The sequence below is a fragment of the Bacillus sp. PPSBB_11 genome (genome assembly GCF_038023285.1).
GTDB classification, from domain to species: Bacteria; Bacillota; Bacilli; order Bacillales; family Bacillaceae; genus Bacillus; species Bacillus altitudinis.
In genome coordinates, this window is the sequence record NZ_CP150633.1 from 1,222,724 (window position 1) to 1,240,122 (window position 17,399).

The 17,399-nt window shown below is 43.8% G+C and carries 20 protein-coding genes; 3 read left to right on the plus strand and 17 right to left on the minus strand.

Features of this window, described 5'->3' with window-relative positions:
- Positions 1-281: 281 nt before the first annotated feature.
- From isdG to V7L95_RS06250, 11 genes are all read right to left on the minus strand, one after another.
- Complete coding sequence (gene isdG / locus V7L95_RS06200; protein WP_035389921.1) at positions 282-1,403, minus strand: heme oxygenase; 1,122 nt, start codon at positions 1,401-1,403, stop codon at positions 282-284.
- Position 1,404: 1 nt separating this feature from the next.
- A complete protein-coding gene (locus tag V7L95_RS06205; RefSeq protein WP_035389923.1) occupies positions 1,405-2,418 on the minus strand; it encodes an iron ABC transporter permease in 1,014 nt (337 codons plus the stop codon).
- Positions 2,415-3,353 (minus strand): ABC transporter substrate-binding protein, encoded by a 939-nt coding sequence (locus V7L95_RS06210; protein ID WP_138826687.1) that lies wholly within the window; start codon positions 3,351-3,353, stop codon positions 2,415-2,417. The genes V7L95_RS06205 and V7L95_RS06210 overlap by 4 nt, the downstream gene beginning before the upstream one ends.
- Before the next feature lie 18 nt (positions 3,354-3,371).
- Positions 3,372-4,121: a class B sortase gene (gene srtB, locus V7L95_RS06215; RefSeq protein ID WP_058213457.1), complete on the minus strand. Its 750-nt coding sequence runs from the start codon at positions 4,119-4,121 to the stop codon at positions 3,372-3,374.
- Positions 4,122-4,147: 26 nt separating this feature from the next.
- Positions 4,148-4,918: an ABC transporter ATP-binding protein gene (locus V7L95_RS06220; RefSeq protein WP_017368324.1), complete on the minus strand. Its 771-nt coding sequence runs from the start codon at positions 4,916-4,918 to the stop codon at positions 4,148-4,150.
- Entirely contained in the window at positions 4,905-5,891 is a 987-nt protein-coding gene (locus V7L95_RS06225; RefSeq protein ID WP_251185872.1) for an iron ABC transporter permease, read from the minus strand. The genes V7L95_RS06220 and V7L95_RS06225 overlap by 14 nt, the downstream gene beginning before the upstream one ends.
- A 33-nt stretch (positions 5,892-5,924) precedes the next feature.
- Positions 5,925-6,812 carry a heme ABC transporter substrate-binding protein IsdE gene (gene isdE / locus V7L95_RS06230; RefSeq protein WP_058213455.1) on the minus strand — a complete coding sequence of 296 codons (888 nt, stop codon included), beginning with the start codon at positions 6,810-6,812 and terminating at the stop codon, positions 5,925-5,927.
- Between the two features lie 76 nt (positions 6,813-6,888).
- Positions 6,889-8,697: an NEAT domain-containing protein gene (locus V7L95_RS06235; protein WP_340968501.1), complete on the minus strand. Its 1,809-nt coding sequence runs from the start codon at positions 8,695-8,697 to the stop codon at positions 6,889-6,891.
- Positions 8,698-8,716: 19 nt separating this feature from the next.
- On the minus strand, positions 8,717-9,373 hold the full coding sequence (gene isdC, locus V7L95_RS06240; RefSeq protein WP_057078871.1) for a heme uptake protein IsdC: 657 nt from the start codon (positions 9,371-9,373) through the stop codon (positions 8,717-8,719).
- A gap of 20 nt (positions 9,374-9,393) precedes the next feature.
- Entirely contained in the window at positions 9,394-9,852 is a 459-nt protein-coding gene (locus tag V7L95_RS06245) for an NEAT domain-containing protein (RefSeq protein WP_058337097.1), read from the minus strand.
- A gap of 370 nt (positions 9,853-10,222) precedes the next feature.
- Positions 10,223-10,555 carry a helix-turn-helix domain-containing protein gene (locus V7L95_RS06250; protein ID WP_007497926.1) on the minus strand — a complete coding sequence of 111 codons (333 nt, stop codon included), beginning with the start codon at positions 10,553-10,555 and terminating at the stop codon, positions 10,223-10,225.
- Positions 10,556-10,733: 178 nt separating this feature from the next.
- Here V7L95_RS06250 and V7L95_RS06255 point away from each other — a divergent pair, with 178 nt between their 5' ends.
- From V7L95_RS06255 to ribD, 3 genes are read left to right on the plus strand one after another with little or no spacing between them, the layout of a single operon-like run.
- Positions 10,734-11,627, plus strand: coding sequence for a VOC family protein (locus V7L95_RS06255; RefSeq protein WP_335372521.1), 894 nt, complete (start codon positions 10,734-10,736; stop codon positions 11,625-11,627).
- Positions 11,605-12,366: a GTP cyclohydrolase II gene (locus V7L95_RS06260; RefSeq protein ID WP_008345606.1), complete on the plus strand. Its 762-nt coding sequence runs from the start codon at positions 11,605-11,607 to the stop codon at positions 12,364-12,366. The genes V7L95_RS06255 and V7L95_RS06260 overlap by 23 nt, the downstream gene beginning before the upstream one ends.
- Positions 12,353-13,444, plus strand: a complete 1,092-nt coding sequence (gene ribD / locus V7L95_RS06265; RefSeq protein ID WP_046526789.1) for a bifunctional diaminohydroxyphosphoribosylaminopyrimidine deaminase/5-amino-6-(5-phosphoribosylamino)uracil reductase RibD — start codon at positions 12,353-12,355, stop codon at positions 13,442-13,444. Before V7L95_RS06260 ends, ribD begins: the two co-directional genes overlap by 14 nt.
- 69 nt (positions 13,445-13,513) lie before the next feature.
- On the opposite strand, the gene V7L95_RS06270 is transcribed toward ribD, so the two are convergent.
- The 6 genes from V7L95_RS06270 to V7L95_RS06295 all read right to left on the minus strand — a co-directional run.
- The gene (locus tag V7L95_RS06270) at positions 13,514-13,879 is read right to left on the minus strand and encodes a VOC family protein (protein WP_008345610.1); all 366 of its coding nucleotides are present in this window, start codon (positions 13,877-13,879) and stop codon (positions 13,514-13,516) included.
- 169 nt (positions 13,880-14,048) lie between these two features.
- Positions 14,049-14,903: a polysaccharide deacetylase family protein gene (locus V7L95_RS06275; RefSeq protein ID WP_008345612.1), complete on the minus strand. Its 855-nt coding sequence runs from the start codon at positions 14,901-14,903 to the stop codon at positions 14,049-14,051.
- A gap of 65 nt (positions 14,904-14,968) precedes the next feature.
- Positions 14,969-15,298: a PTS lactose/cellobiose transporter subunit IIA gene (locus tag V7L95_RS06280; RefSeq protein WP_008345614.1), complete on the minus strand. Its 330-nt coding sequence runs from the start codon at positions 15,296-15,298 to the stop codon at positions 14,969-14,971.
- Between the two features lie 19 nt (positions 15,299-15,317).
- Positions 15,318-15,641 carry a PTS sugar transporter subunit IIB gene (locus V7L95_RS06285; RefSeq protein WP_008345616.1) on the minus strand — a complete coding sequence of 108 codons (324 nt, stop codon included), beginning with the start codon at positions 15,639-15,641 and terminating at the stop codon, positions 15,318-15,320.
- A gap of 12 nt (positions 15,642-15,653) precedes the next feature.
- Positions 15,654-17,087 (minus strand): glycoside hydrolase family 1 protein, encoded by a 1,434-nt coding sequence (locus tag V7L95_RS06290; RefSeq protein WP_046526790.1) that lies wholly within the window; start codon positions 17,085-17,087, stop codon positions 15,654-15,656.
- Positions 17,084-17,399 (minus strand): mannonate dehydratase (locus V7L95_RS06295; RefSeq protein WP_340968512.1); only part of this gene is annotated, 316 nt, incomplete at its 5' end. The genes V7L95_RS06290 and V7L95_RS06295, both read right to left, overlap by 4 nt.

The following is a 17,399-nucleotide window of genomic DNA, read 5'->3' on the forward strand; positions in this document are numbered from 1 at the left end:
TTATGCTCACCATTTCACAAAAAGTTCACTATTTGTTCAATGATTCACAAGTGGAAGTCCATTTGATATAGTTCACTCGGTGAAATTTTACTCTTGATTTTCATTCGGTTAGTTATTTATACCTGTACTTTACACCCATGCGCTTCAAAAATAAAGTAAATTTTACCTAAAATTTGGATGGGATTGTGTCAGTTGTTTGAATACTTTGTCAAAAATATGTGACGGAAAGAGACAATCACAAAAAAATAGCGCTGCTTCTTCGCTGCAGCGCTTTTGAATATTTAGGCTTTTTTCTGTAAAGCAGGTCTTGTGACTTGCACTTCATAGTACGTAATTTTGTTTTTTAACAGGCCTTCAGGTTTCGCCTTTCCATGAGCGTGCGCATCACCAAATGCCTGAGATTTTGTCCAATTCACAAAGTCTTCTTTTCGATTCCAGCGGGTGTGAATGGTTACTTCATCGTAATCAGTTGTCTGCTGAGTGACCCATACTTCCATTCCTAAAAAACCTTCCATAAATTCTACTTGCCCCTGCTTGTTAAACCGTTTAACAAGGTGGTCGGCACTGCCTTTTTCTACTCTTACTTGGTTATTTACAATAATCATGTTTGGTTCATCTCCCTTTTGTTGTTGAATGGAGGCAATGGGGATAATGAGTGGATGCGGTCCGTCTAAGTGAACCTCTGCCTGAATCCCAAAAACCTCCTTGAAAAAGTCTTCTGTTAACACTTCTTTTGGTGAGCCAATTTGATGCACCTGACCTCGCTTCATAGCAATGAGACGGTCACAATATTTTGCGGCCTGCTGCAAGTCATGGAGAACCATTAAAATGGTGATGCCATGTGTTTGATTCAGCTGTTTGAGCAGCTCCAGTAATTCAAGCTGATGCGCAATGTCTAAATAAGTGGTTGGCTCATCCAGAATGATAGTCTCTGTCTTCTGAGCCAGTGCCATTGCAATATATGCCTTTTGTCTTTCTCCGCCTGATAATGTATGGAGCATTCTGTTTTCATTGGTGCGGCTATTCGTCACCTCAAGCGCCCACTCAATCGCTTCATGATCTGACGTGGTGCTTTTTTTCCAGATGGAACGATGCGGACTGCGTCCAAGTGCGACCAGCTCACGTACTGTCATCGATGGAATGGCGGTTCTTGTTTGCATGAGAACTGCCACCTCCTTGGCGATCTCCTGTGCCGTCATCTCTTTTTGTGGGATGTCGTGAATGTAAATCATGCCGCTTTCGATTGAGGTCAGTCGTGCGGCCGCTTTGATAAAAGTCGACTTACCTGACCCATTCGGGCCAATGATTCCGGTCACACTCCCTTTAGGAACAGCTGCTGAAATGGAAGACAGCCGAAAGCCGCCTTGACTGAGACTCACGTCATCCATTGCAATGACATCCATCTTAACCCCTCCCTTTCTTTTTTAATAAATAGAGGAAGAAAGGTGCACCGATGCAGGCAAGCAAGATCCCTACAGGCAATTCAACCGGTGTAAACCAGACCCGTGCCGCTGTATCGGCAAAGACCACAAGCACGCCCCCTCCAAGCATTGAAATCGGTAGCAAATACCGGTAATCATCTCCGATTAAAAGACGGATAAAATGGGGTACAACAAGCCCGACAAAACCGATTAAACCGCTGACACTGACAGCCGCTCCAGCTAAAAGAGCGGCCAGCGCAATGAGAAAAAATCGAGTCCTCTCTACTCGAAGGCCTAATAGCTGAGCCGATTCATCGCCAAGCAAAAGGAGATTGGACGGTTTAATGGCGAAAAAACAAAGACATAATCCAGCCAGCGCATATGGCGACACGAAGCTAAGATGATGCCAGCTCCGTCCGTTTAATCCCCCTGATAGAAAAGGCAAAACAGCCTGCACACGCTCACTGTAAAGCACCATAAACCCATTCATCACCGCACCAAGCAAGGCATTGACGGCAACACCTGCCAAGATCAATTTAAGCGGTGAAACCCCTTGATCAAATGACAGCATATACACGACAAGAGCTGCTAATAAGGCGCCCAGAAAAGCGGCTGCCGGAAGCAAATACGTGAATTGCGGAAGAACAATCATGCTGAGTACAGCAGCTAACCCGCCGCCCGCAGTCACACCAATGATCCCAGGGTCAGCCAGTGGATTTCGGACAACTCCTTGTAAAATCGCTCCTGATGCTGCGAGACAGGCCCCAACGAGAAAACCAATGAGCACACGCGGAAACCGTAAATCCATGACAATTTTTTCATGAACAGGCAGACCTGATCCCGTGAACACAGCCATTAAATCCGGTAGCGACAATTGGACAGAACCTACCGCAAGTCCTAGACAGACGCCCACACATAAAGAGAGAAACAATCCTGGTAACAGCCATTTTCGTCTTGACTGCCTTTTTTGAAAATCTAGTTCTGCATTCATCTTCATGATGACAATCGCTTCAATTTCTTCTCTAATTCATCGATCGCTCTGATGACTTCTGCGCCTGGATTTGTCCCAAATAGGTCACTTGGTAGAATCTCAACGTGTCCATTTTTGACAGCTGATACATCGTGCCACGCCGCATTTTGCTTCATTTCACTCATAAAGCCTGCTTTGACATCTTCAGGATTGCTGTGTGTCATCAGCAAAATGAGATCTGGATCGGCCTCGATTACCTTTTCTGCATTGATTTGTGCATATTGCGGAAACTTTTCGAGTGCTGGTTCATTTTCAGCAATATTCGCCCCACCAGCGATCCGCAGCAGATCACCGCTTAAAGATTGCGGAAGTGCCGCCATATATGTGCCGGGTGCACCATACACAACGAGCGTCTTTACTTTTTTCTCAGGCTGCTTCACTTGCTTGATCCGCTGATCGATTTGAGCATTGAGCGCTTTGGCCTTTTGCTGCTTTCCAAGTAAATCACCAAATAAAGTAACTTGACGCTGGATATCCTTCACTGAGTTGGCACTTGTCAAAAGAAGCTGTGAACCAATTCCTTCTATAGTAGAGATATCCTTGCTGTTTAATGATTCATTCCCAAGCACCACATCGGGCTTTAAACTCGTGATCAGCTCGACATCAAATTGATGGGTTGTGCCAATTGATTGTACGGACTTTGCCTTTTGTAGATTGTCTGGCAATTCGGCAGTTGGCCGGCCGACAACCTGACCACCTAGAGCATAAATGATGCTCATGTCGCCAGTTGACAACGAGACGATCCGTTCAGGTGATTCATGAAACGATAATGTTCTGCCGGCAAAATCCTGAATGTTGAGCGCACCTTGCCTGCTCCCATTCTCGACAGGCGCCGCCTGGCTGCATCCGCCGAGGAGAAGCACGACGACGAGTCCTGCCCAAATCACATGTAAACATTTCAACCGTCTGTCTCTCCTTTTCTAGTAAACTTTCTTTAGCTTCGCCTGTACCACGAGACGCTTGTTTTTAGGTGCCAGCACATGATCACAGGTCGATAATGTGAGAATCAAGTCATCTGTGGATACGTCTGTTTTCGTTTGATAGATGGACTTCTTACGCACAGCTTGCAAGTAGTGTGCATATTCACCAAGATCCTGAAAATCAGTCTGAATATAATCAAAGTCGACTGTCGTTTCATACACAGCAAAAATCTCTGCTTCATAGCTTTGGTACAGCGTATCGTACTGAAATGTTCGATGATCTTGGAAGAAATCTTTTTTTAAATAGTTTGTGAGACCAGCAAACATAGACCCATCCCTCATCCGGTGACCGTACACCACTGTATTGGGACTTTCATGCAAGACGTCATTACGATAATCCATAAAGATACTGCCTGCCCGTGTGTCATCCTTTACATAATTACGAGTTAAATAGAATGCATTATCGTTTGACTGAACAATTGGATACTGAATCATCGTGTCCTTCATATCAATCCAACCGACAATGTCTTGATTCACCTTTCGCAAATCATCAAATGACTGACGGATTTCTCCAGGTTTTCGCTGTTTCATTCCATCCTCGTGTGTGTAAAGTGTTTGAGCCTTTGCAAGCACCTGACGATTTTGATAATAGCCAAAGAGCTCCAAGCCAATGGCAGTACCGCTATATAGAAAAACACCTAAACAGACGATCGTCAGCATTCGCTGCCCGATCCTTTTCCCTCGTTTCACACTGTCTCACCTGCTTTTTGCACAACTTATATGCCTACAGGCACGATATACATCCCTGTTTCTGCATCCTGCTTAATTGTGACGGACACATGATAAATGTGCCGCACCATCTCTTCTGTTAAAACATCATTTGGCCGTCCTTCGCGAATAATTTGTCCATCTTTCATGGCGATGATGACATCACTATAGCGAATCGCCTGATTCATATCGTGCAGGACCATCACGATGGTTAATCCATGCTCGACATTGAGCTCTCGAATGAGCTCCAGAATGTCAAATTGATAATACATATCCAAATAAGTCGTCGGTTCATCTAAGAAAAGGATCGGTGTTTTTTGCGCTAAAGCCATGGCAATCCATACACGTTGTCGTTCTCCACCTGACAATGAGGCGAGAGGCACCTTTCGCTTATCCGTCAGCTTTGTACAGGACAGTGCCCACTCAATTGCTTTCTCATCCTCTTCCTTGTCACTGCCGCGCATCGTCTGGTAGGGCGTTCTCCCAAATGCCACGACTCGTTCGATCGTTAAATCGAGCGGCGCTTCATTTTGCTGATGTACGACTGCCAGCTTTCTCGCGAGTTCCCTTGGCTTGAACGCATTCAGCTCTTGTCCATCTAAATGAATCTTTCCTTTATGTGGACAATGGTTATGTGCCATCAAAGAAAGCAGCGTGGATTTGCCCGAGCCATTTGGACCGATAATGGTCGTAATTTTTCCTTTTTCGATCTTCGTGGTGACCGATTGAACAATGTCCCTCTGTCGATCATAGGAAAACGACACCTCACGAATGTCCATGCAGACGATCCCCCCTTCTTAATAAAAAGATCAGAAACGGCCCGCCAATGACAGCCATGATTGTAGAAGCAGGGATTTCATTTGGTGCCACAAGCGTTCTGCCGAGCGTATCAGCCGTCAAAATGAGCAAGGCCCCGCTTAACGCAGAAAATGGAATCAGTACCCGGTGGTCAGAGCCGACAAGCCTTCTAGAGATATGGGGAATGAGCAAGCCGACAAAGGCAATCACGCCCGCTACCGCAGCAGTCACCGCTGCTAATAACACCGCCGTGATTGAAATCAAAAGGCGCATTCTGGTCACACGCACTCCTAAGTTTTTCGCCGTCTTATCTTGAAGGGCAAGCAAGTTACACCATCTGCTAAAGAAAAGCGCAACCACAAGCCCAATGAGGCCATAGACACCGATTAAACGGACATCTCCCCACGTTTTCATCGTCAGATTCGACTGTCCCGACTGATTAATGGTGATATTGAAATAGCTGCAAATGGTCACAAACGCTTCTGCCATCCCTGTAAACATGGCATTGATGGCGATCCCCACCAAAATCATTCGAATCGGGCTTAAGCCGCCTTTCCAAGACAACACGTATACGAGGAAGCAGGCAATTGCCCCGCCTAAAACTGAAAATAAAGGAGAGTAGAAATAAAATTGAGGAAGCGCTGTAATTGACATTAAAGAAAAGAAGCTAGCTCCCGATGAAATACCAATAACACCGGCATCTGCTAATGGATTTCTCATCACAGACTGCAAGAGGACACCGGAGACAGATAAAGCCGCCCCTGTAAACATCGCAATGAGCATGCGGGGGATTCTTAAATCTTTAATGATTTCTACCTGTGCATGTTGACCGGTCATAAGCCCTTCCAATAATTCAATCGGTGTAACATGAATGCTCCCCGTAATGGCGGAATAAATAAATACGCCGGCTAGTAAGAGACTGACTATCAGAAATAAAATCCCTGTTTTTTTCATCTTGAACGTCCTTTTATCATTAAGATTCGCCGCTTATGACGGGTACAACATACGAGTCAATTCATCTAATGCCTCTGCTGCCTTTAAGTTGCCTGTTGTCCCGAATAAGCTTTCTTCGAGGTCGTACACCCGGTCTTGTTTGACCGCATGGAAATGTTTCCAGATGTCATTTGTTTTAAATTCTTGATCAAACATGTTGACGACTTCATCCGGCATCCCATGTGCGGCTCGAAGAATGATATCTGGATTGGCTTTTTGTAAATACTCCGTATTGGATGCCAAATACTCCATTTTCTCACCTTTTACGATGTTCTTTCCTCCTGCAATACGCACAAGATCACCGATATAGGAATTCTCTGTTGCCACTAAATAACTGCCTGGTACACCAAGCAAAATGAGAACGGATGGCTTCGTCTTTCCCTTCGTTCTCTCTTGTATGTCTTTCTTTTTTTGTTCAAAATCATCCACAATGCGTTTCGCTTGTGTCTTTCTATCATATTTTTCTCCAAGCTTTGTGATGGCGTTCTCCATCTTGTCCAGGCTCTCAAGGTTAAGGTAAGTCGCAGGGACAGAAGCTTGTTGAAAAGGCGTTTCTAAATCATATTGAAGGGTCGTGACAGACAGGACATCTGTCGGTTGAAGTGATTGGATGATTTCCATATCCGGGCTCATTGGGTTACCGACTGCTGGGAGTCCTTTGTATCGCGCCGGCAAGGATTTTTGACTTGTTGGCACCCCGACAAGATCTACCTCTAGCGCATCCATGATCTCAGCAGCAGCTACAGTCGTTGCCACAATGCGGGCATTTGATGCTTTGCTTTTTTTGCCTTTCGCTGAGCTTTCAGCTGACTGTGAGCAGCCTGCTAGGAGGACGCATACACATAGAGCAGTAATCAGGGTATATAACATTCGATGCTTCAAAAAACAAAAGCCTCCTTTCGAAAAAAGAGAGTGGGTGCGCCGAGATGAATGGCACACCTCACTTAAAATAGATTCTTTATCTTGTACGAGTTTGATACTTTCTAACGAGCACGAATAGTGACCCGCCGAATAAAAGAATGTACACCCAAAGAAGTGAAGTATCTCCTGTTTTTGGGTTCAGCTGACCTGTCTCAGATTTGGTTTGGTCATCTGATGGTGTAAAGGTCATCTGCTCTGCACCCGTTTCCTCTGGTGCGAGATTCGCAAGCTGGTTTGGTTGAGAATCGTGATCATTCGGATTTTTCACAAAGCCGATGCTCTCATCGTCTCCGATCACCATCGCAATTCCGCTTCCTTCACCACTTGCGATGCCTTTCGTATCATAGACAAGTTTGACATCGTACTGCTCATGATAATTGGCAGCTGGAATGTCAATTTTCACGCGTGCTGCCTGATCACTACTCAAACTTTTTGCTTCATATTGAATCACTCGTGTATCTGCTTTTTGATCAGCCTTTGCAACTAGCGTCTCTTCAAATTTACCGCCGGTTCCTACTTGGAACGACGTGATGGCTGAGCTATTCTTGACAGTGTATGAAACGAAATGGCGGCCATTTTTCACCACCAATGTCGCAGGGCTCACGACGTAATCGTTCATGCGAGAAAGCTCATCTTTGTCTGCTTTCTTCATTGAAAAAGGAAGCTTGTACACTCCGTCTTTTAGCTGAACTGTCTCTTGATTCGTTCCGCCGTTCGTTGTGTCTGGTGCTGGTTTATTTGGTTTTGGTGTTTCTGGTGTAGCCGGTGTTTCTTCCTCTATTTGACCGTCCTTCAGTGGAACGATACTTTTTGAATCAAATTGAAAACGAATATCGTACGTTTGATCATAGTGAGCGGCTGCTACTACAATGTGTACTTTTCCGTTAACTGCTTTTTTCAGATCAGACACTTCAAATGAAACCACTCTTGTGTTCTTTGCTTGATCTGTGCTCACGTTTTTCACTTCTTGATAAGAACCGTTTTTCTCTATTTTCAAAGAATCAACTGACGTATGATCCTTCACCGTAAAGGAAACGGTTTGCGTTCCATTTTTAACGGTTAACGATGCTGGATGTGAGAAGTATTGGCTCATCCGAGATACCTCATCCTCATCGCCCTTCAGCACACTGTAGTTGATACGATACACACCATCTTTTAATTGGTTCTGCGTCGAATCAACTGGTGTTGTGCCGTTTTGATCATCTGGCTTTGTTTCGCTGTCGCCTGGCGTCGTGCCGCTTTGATCATCCGGCTTTGTTTCGCTGTCGCCTGGCGTCGTACCGTTTTGATCATCTGGTGTTGTTTCGCTGTCGCCTGGCGTCGTACCGTTTTGATCATCTGGTGTTGTTTCACTATCGTCTGGCTTCGCAGGCGTGACAAGTGTGAGACTGCTCTCGTCGAAAGCGATCTGTACGTCATACGCCTCATCATAAATAAAGCCGCCTAAGTCCCAGTAAATTTTGACCCAGCCATTTAATTTGGCTGATACATCGGCTACATCAAATTTGATCACACGCGTATTCGCTGTCTCATCTTCACTGACCGTTTCAGTGGTGACGAGAGAGCCATTTTGTTCGACCTTGAAATCTGTGATTTCTTTGCTTTGCTTCAGTGTAAGATAGGCAGTCGTCTTGCCATTTTCGATGACGAGCTTAGCTGGCTTTTCTGTATACGTATCCATCATGGATGCTTCAGTGCTGCCATTTTTTAAAATGGTGAATCCGGCCGTATATTCACCATCAACCAATGATGCCGCCTGAGCCGTTCCTTGAGGCAGCTGAAACGCAGTCAACAAACTGAATAAAACGAGCAGAATAGCTGTCTGTAGATGAAAAAGACGTTTCAAAAGATGACACTTCCTTCCGTTAATGCTTGATGATCCACTTTCTCGCTAAAAACCCGCCTGAACATAAGACAAGCACAAGGAGCCATCCCATCTGGCTTGTATCACCAGTTTGAGGATTTTCTTCTTGTTTTGTTTTGGTGGATGAATCAGTTGTTTTGGTTGTTTCTTTTGATGTTTCTTGATGTTTTGCTGCACCTGCTGTTTCTTTTGAACTGTCAGAAGAAAGTGACTTGATGCTGCTTTCATCGAATTTCAGCTGGATGGTATAGTCGTGATCATAATCAGCCGATTTGACTGTGACATGGATTTTTGACTTGATTGGTTTAGACAAACTCTGTGCTTGGAATTGAACAAGCCTTGTATTGGCTTTCTTATTCGTTGATAGGACCGTCGTATCGACATAGCCACCATTTCCCGGCACTTTAAATTCCGTTACCCAGCTGCTGTTTTTAATGGTCATTTGCACAGTCAGCTTGCCATTTTTCACGATCACTTTTGCCGGCTTCAGCCAGTAATCATTTGCCATCGAAACGGCAGTTCCTTCGGCCTTCATCACAGTGTAATTGACGGAGTATGTACCATCATTTAATGAGGCAGCCTGTGCATTTGAAAAAGGCAGTATAAGTGCCAGCAATAATGCAGCCACAAAGGCTGGCATCCTGATCCATTTTTTCATCAGATGAATTTCCTCCCTTTTTATTGAACAGTTGCTGCATCAAACTTGACGCGAATATCGTAATTGCCTGTATATCCAATGACCGGTACAGTCACACTCACTTTAGCTGGTACAACATCTGTCAGGCTGTTGACATTGAACTCTACCGTTCTCTTGTTGGCAGCTGCGTTTGTACTGATCACCTTCGCATCTTTGTAAACACCTTGATCCAATGTTTTAAAGCTTGTAATCCAAGAGCTGTTCGTTAACGTGACTTGCGCTTTGATTTTTCCGTCCTTCACAACAAGCTTAGCTGGTTTTTCAAAATACGTATTTGCTGTTGACGTTGAATCACTGTCTGCTTTCCATACCACATATTGTGCTGAATATTGACCATCTGCTAAGCCTGCTGCTGAGGCAGAGCTAACCGGGGCTAGAGCAAACAATAGGACAAAGCTAAAGAATAATAAGACGTGTGATGCTGAACGAAGTGATTTCATATATATCCTCCTAATTGATATTGATAATTATTCTCAATAGACAATAAAAAAAATAACCTTTATCAGCGTATGAATCACACTCATAAATGATTATGATAATCATTATCAATTGAGTTTAAAAAATAAATCTTTGCTTTCGACAAGTCAAAGATGTCTGCTGCTACATGATGCAGTGATACACGGTTTAGGTAATCTGTCCCATTCATGATACCATGGCATAACCTCCCCATTCCATTACAGGGAAAAGAACCCTCTTCTCCTTGATATTATATGATGAATGAAATTATTGTCAACATCATTTTTCATACTATTGACTTAGATTTCTGGAAAATCACAAAAAAAATCGATCAGGGACACTGATCGAAATCGATTAAGAAGGGACATGTTCACCCTTTTCACTATTTTTTCGCTCTAAAGACCAAGCATACATTTCCCGTATGACTGGTTCAATTTTCTTTCCTTGTTCTGTTAGTTCATATTCAATCCGCACGGGAATGTCGGGATATACTTTTTTCTCAACAAGACCTTCAGCTTCTAAATCTTTCAGCCTTTCTGATAATAACCGTCCGCTGATGTTCATTTCATTTTCTAGCTGACAAAAACGTTTTGGCCCTGTCAAAAGCTGATTGATGATGAGAATCACCCACTTCTTCCCTAAAATCTCCATGGCATCTGTAATTGGGCAGCCATCTACTTGAGCCATACTTTACTCCCTCCTGCTTTTCTCTACTTTTTTCATTATAACATAATTAATTACTTGAAATAAGTCACTAACTATTATATAGTTTAGTTACTAAAAGTAACAAGGTAATCATTTTTATCAATTTTCAATAAACCATTGAACATGCAGATGCATATAACATGAAGGAGATGACCGAGCTTTGAATACAATAGAGCAGGTAAGATTAGGTGTAACAGAATTACATGTGTCCAGCTTTGAGCGTTCTTTGCCTTTTTATACAGACATTTTAGGTTTTACTTTATTAGATCAGACGGATTCTACTGTCACGCTTGGCAGCAACGCAAAGGAACCAATCCTTGTGCTGAAAGAAGATGTGCAGCTGAAAGAGAAGCCGGATCATGAGCCAGGACTTTATCATTTTGCGGTTTTATTACCTACCAGAAAAAACCTGGGCACATGGCTGGCGCATGTGATCAAAAAAGGCTATCCTTTAATTGGAGCAAGCGATCACTTTTTCAGTGAAGCCATTTATTTAAGTGATCCAGATGGCATCGGCGTTGAGATTTATGCTGATCGTCCTCAGGACATATGGGTAGGTGAGCATGGAGAGCTGAAAGGTGGCGGAAATGCTCCGCTTGATGGAGATGGTCTCCTGCAAGAAGCCGCTGATTCCACCTGGGAAGGACTCCCGGCTGGTACAGTCATGGGACACTTGCATTTCCATCTCAACCCAGAAGAAGCCGATTCCTTTTATGTGAACACGCTCGGTTTCCATATCCGAATGGCTCCCCCAGCCAGCTTATTCGTTGCTGGTGGCGTCTATCATCACCACCTTGCCTTTAATGCATGGGGACGCGGGAGAAAAGGAGCCATTGATCCACGTTTTTCAGGAATTAGAAGCTATACACTGGTTTTCCCAAAAGAAGACGATAGAACATCCGTCGTCGAACGTCTGACAAAAGCAGGCGCTCACATGAACACGACAGGAAAAAGCAACGAATTTATTGATCCATTTGGCGTTCTCGTTCGTTTACAGATTGAAGAAACAGACAAAAAAGAAGGTGTAGAATATGGACAAACACACAGAGGTTAAAACAGCCATTTTAAAAGATAAAATCAAACGAGTACAGCAAGAAGACGGATTTATATATATCACTGGACCTATTAAACTGCCAGTGAATTTAGACGGTAGAACGGTCATGTTTAACTGGTATTCATGGTTAAAAGACGATGGGAAAGAACCATTATCAGATGAAGCTTTAATCGAAAGCCTTTCCTCTCGTGAACTTGCAGATCACCAGCAATCAAGTGTCCTTGTTTACGGAGATTTCGAACATGCTGATGAAGCGCTGATCCGCATGCATTCCATCTGCCACACCGGCGATATTTTCGGAAGCAAACGCTGCGATTGCGGGTTCCAATTGAAACAGTCTATGCGAATGATTGAGGACAATGGAGCAGGCGCACTGTTTTATTTAGCCAACCATGAAGGACGCGGGATCGGTCTTTTCAGTAAAGCCATGGCCTACATCTTGCAAGAAAACGGCTACGATACAGTAGAAGCAAACGAAGCACTGGGCTTTGAAGATGATACACGTCAATATGAAGAAGCGATTGCTGTTCTTCAAACATTGCGTACAAAGCCAGTCAGACTTATTACCAATAATCCGAAAAAGACGGATGCTATCAGTCATGCAGGCCTTTCTCTTTCTGGACGGATTCCACTTTGGGGTGATGTCTCTGAGTTCAATGAGAAATACTTGCAGACAAAAATTAACCGCTCAGGTCATATGAAGGCGGATCAAGAGGTGCGTACGATTGCCACATCATGAGCGATATATGAAACTAGCCCTTGAAAATGCCGAAGCAATGAAAGGTCAGACATCTCCCAATCCGCTCGTCGGGGCTGTGATTGTGCGAGAAAATGAAATTGTTGGGGTCGGGGCGCATATGAAGGCCGGCGAACCACATGCAGAAATTCATGCACTTAAAATGGCTGGAGAGAAGGCAAAAGGTGCCACGATCTATGTGACACTAGAGCCTTGTTCCCACCATGGCCGCACAGGCCCATGCGCTGAAGCACTTGTGAAAGCTGGCGTAGAAAAAGTCGTCGTTGCTGCACTGGATCCGAACCCGCTTGTTGCCGGGCGCGGGATTGCCATTTTACAAGATGCAGGCATTCAAGTCATCACAGGCGTCATGGAGCAAGAATCCATTCTCATGAATGAAGTGTTCAACCACTTTATTACGAAAAAAACGCCTTTCGTGACACTCAAAGCAGGCATTACGTTAGACGGAAAAATTGCATCTGCTACGTCTGACAGCAAGTGGATTACATCAGAAACGTCCCGTTATGATGCACATCACATTCGCAGTATCAACGATGCGATCTTGGTCGGTGCGCAAACCGTCATTCACGACGATCCTTCATTAACAGCACGCATTCCAAACGGTCATCATCCAATTCGAATTGTCTTAGACTCTAAGCTGTCTATCCCGCTGACGGCAAAGGTGGTCACAGATCAAATGGCGCCAACATGGATCTTTACAACAAAACAAGCCGATGAAGAAAAACGAGCCGCTTTAGAAGCAGCTGGCGTCAGCGTCATCATGACGGATAGCGATATCCGAGTGCCCTTACAAGAAGTACTTCAAGTGCTTGGAGAAAGAAATATCTCCTCCCTAATGATTGAGGGCGGCGGGCAAGTCAATGCCTCATTTTTAGAACAGCAGCTTGTCGATAAACTCGTCATCTACATGGCGCCCAAGCTCATTGGCGGACGACTCTCTCCTTCTTTTTTCGGAGGCGAAGGCATACGCCTCATGAGTGATGCAATTGAACTCGATCAACTCTCTCTTGAACCACTCGGAAAAGATATAAAGATAACGGGTTATCCTGTTTATCAATAACATACTTTCATAAAATAAGGATGTCGAGATTTTCTCGACATCCTTATTGTTTCTCACAAGATTTATTTTCTACAGTCTCTCTAAAAATTCAATTCGATTTCCAAATGGATCATCTACATAAAACCTGATGGCTCCATCTAACGGCTGATCTTCCTTTATAAGAATGTGATGTTTCATCAATGTCTCTTTTACATTTGATAATTTTTTTACTTGAAAAGCTGGATGAGCTTTTTTCGCTGCTTGAAATTGATCTTCAATGCCAATGTGAAGCTGTTGATTGCCACACTGAAACCAAACACCACCACGTTTTGCTAGGTGAACAGGCTTAGGTATTTCCTCCATTCCTAGAATCTCTCCAAAAAACAAACGTGCTTTCTCTTCACTCCCCTTTGGGGCAGCTAACTGGACATGATCAATTCCAAGAAAATTTGACATCTTTGCTCTCTCCCTTTTCACATCATTTAAAAAACATTATGTGTGACGATCACGTCTGAAGAATATACCTAGATGTTACTCAAGCCCTATGATGTTGTCGATCCACAAATCATCTCCACGAAACGTGTCGTAAAATGTTTCATGTGAAACATCTGTGATCTAATATTGATCAATTTCCCTCTATCAGCCTGCCAAAGCTTTCGGGTGAAAGTCCCGGTGAAATGCGCAGGCGATGTAAGGACATCATGCCTTGTTCTTTCTTCGCATGTCCTGGTTCAGTGGTTACAGCCATTTCATATCCTGCTTCCTTCGCCAGCTTCAGCGTGTCTTCGTTATAGCGACCGACCGGATAGCTGACCATGATCGTTTGTTGAGAAAACCGCTGGTCAAAGAATACCTTCGATCCTTTTAATTCTTCTTCCTGCTGCTTCTGTGTTAAACGATTGAGTTCTAAATGATGAATGGTGTGACTCTCTATTGAAATACCATGCGCCACCATATCATCCATTTGGGCATCGGTTAAATGATGCGGACGGCCGATGGACTGCTCGATCATAAAAATCGTGGCTTTCATTCCATATTCCTTTAAAATCGGAAATGCCTTTGTGTAGTTATCCGTATATCCATCGTCAAATGTGATAAGAACATACTTTTCACTTGGTGTCGAATTGGTCGCGAGAACTTGATATGCCTCTTTCGGCGACAGCGTGACATAGCCGTTGTCTTTCAGCCATTTCATATGAGCTGCAAATTCGCTCTTTGGCACACGTAACGAATTACCGCTAGAGATACTGTGATACATCAAGATTGGAAGCGCAACGGGTTCCTTTTGCTGAATCCAGTTTTGTTTGTCTATCTCTGCCGCTTCAATTTGCTGCGTTTCTGTTGTTTCTTTCGTTTGTCCTTGACCCTTTACCTCTTTGATGGCTTGCTGGTTTCCTTCTGTTTGCTGTTTCGTACCCATACAGCCCGAAATGAGCAGCATGACTAAACCAACTGCAAGCCACATACATGTTTTTTTCATTCACCAATCCTGCTTTCTCTTTATCTACCGAATGATTATAACAGAAATTGGTTAATAACTGATATCTATTTTGACAGGGTATTCATTTTTTTACACATTTCGATCATTTCAATGGCAAGCAGATGGATGGTCTCTGTTGTGAGCATTTGGTCTTCTGCATGTATGAGCAGTAAAGAAAAGGGAAGCTGTTCCCCTGCCGCCTCTTTTTGTATCAGTGACAAGTGCAGGTCATGGATGCTTCGAAACGCTTCCTCCCCTTTTTCAATCAACTGCTGCGCTGCTTCAAAGTCATCCGCTCTTGCTAGACGAATGGCTTCTACATAATGGCTTCGTGCCTCACCTGCATGGGCAATGATTTGAAAGGCTGCTCCCTGCATTTCCTCTAATACCGTCATCTGCTTCTCCTCCGATTGCTCAAGATTCATTTGCTAGTTTCAGTGCATGTTCTAGAATTTTTTCTCCATTCGCTGTTCCATATAATCTTACATTTACCACATCGACAGGTATATGATAAGGTGCCGCTGTTTTTTCTGCTGCCTTTCTCATAAAGCTAACTTGCGGTCCTAGCAAAATGACCTTTACATCGTCCCCATGCTCTTCTAGTTCATCCGCAATGGCCCCTTCAGGTATCGCATAAATTTCATAATCCAGCCCTTTTCCTTCTGCGGCTGCCTTCATTTTAGATACCACAATCGACGTTGACATTCCTGCTGCACAAGCGAGAATGATTCGCTTCATATCCCATCACTCCTATTGATAAATAAAATCTGGTTCATCCCTTAATTTCCTCGTTTGGATTAATGTCTTGTACCAGTATCCTGACGCTTTCATCTGACGATTCCGTTCATTCTCCAGCTGGATCTCTACTAATCCGTAGCGATTCTTGAATGCATTCATCGGTGAGACATTATCCGTAAAAGCCCACAGCATATATCCCTTGCAGTTTGAACCTTCTTTTTTCGCTTGAAGGGCTTTTTTTAAATGCTGACTGATAAATGAAATTCGGTACTGATCATCAATGATGCCGTCTTCGTTTTTAAACCGTTCTTCCTGCTCGACCCCCATACCGTTTTCAGCCACAAACCACTCGATATTCCCGTATTCCTCTTTTATTCTCATACCCATATCATAGACAATATTCGGATAGATTTCCCAACCTCTGAATGGATTCATTTTTCTCCCTGGGAGCTCAAATAGATCGTAATAATAAGATGGATGAAACGGTGTATTTTCGTTCCAAGCCTTGCTAGGTGCCTTAACGCGATGCGGATAGTATAAATTAAGACCGACCACATCGACTGTATGATCTTTAATGGTCTGAAGCTCTTCTTCCGTTGCATCGAAAAGAATGTCATGCTTTTTCAATACATCAAGCAGTTCTTCTGGATACTCGCCTTTAATGGAGGGATCTAAGAACACTCGATTAAAAAACAAATCATACATGCGGGCAGCTTCTTGATCATGCGAGGCAGTCGATCTCGCATACGTCACTTCTGGATTGAGAATGACCCCGATTTTTGCACCGGCTGATTCCTTCAAGCCCATTTCCTGAAACAGCTTCACCACTTTTGCTGTCGCCAAGGCTTTATGATAGTTCCACTGCATCCACTTCTTCGTATTTTGCTCGAAAGGATAACGAATAGCATCTAGATACACACGAGTCTGAACAACAATTGGTTCATTAAAGGTAAACCAATGTTTGACCCGGTCTCCATAGCGCTCAAACACCTTTTCTGCATAGAGAACAAACAGATCGACAACATGTTTAGATGACCAGCCGCCGTACTTTTCAAGCAAAACGGCAGGAAGCTCATAATGCTCTAAGCAAAACATCGGCTCTACACCCGCTTCAAGTAATTCATTGATGAAATTATCAATATAACGAGCATAGGCCTCATCTACAATTCCATTCTCGTAATCTATGAGAAACCTCGACCAATTGATCGATGTCCGGTAATGAGATAACCCAATTTCCTTCATAAGGGCTACATCTTCGGGATAGCGCTCGTAAAAATTCGTTGCTCCCGCTGGTCCGTATCCTTCGTGCCATACGTGATACCCCTCCTTATACCAAAGGTCTATATACGAATCCTGATGCGGTTTCTTCCCTTTCCAACCCTCTGTCTGCCAAGCAGAAGCCGCAGCACCTAGAATAAAGTCATTGGGTATGTCGATTTTGTTCATGTTGCCACCTGACCTTTCTTCGTGTGAATTTGAAGTCCTTCCCACATCCCTTGTAAATACATAGCTCCAAGTGCCCGGTCGTATAATCCATAGCCAGATCTGCCCGTCTCACCAAAGATCATTCGTCCATGATCTGGCCGGACATAGCCAGCAAATCCTTCCTTAAACAATGCGTTCATAATCGCTCCCATATCGAGGCTGCCTGCTGACGACAGGTGTGCTGACTCTTCAAAATCACCGTTTTCATACAAATTGACATTGCGTAAATGAGCAAAGTGTATACGCCCTTTTTTGGCATACTTTCTCGCAAGT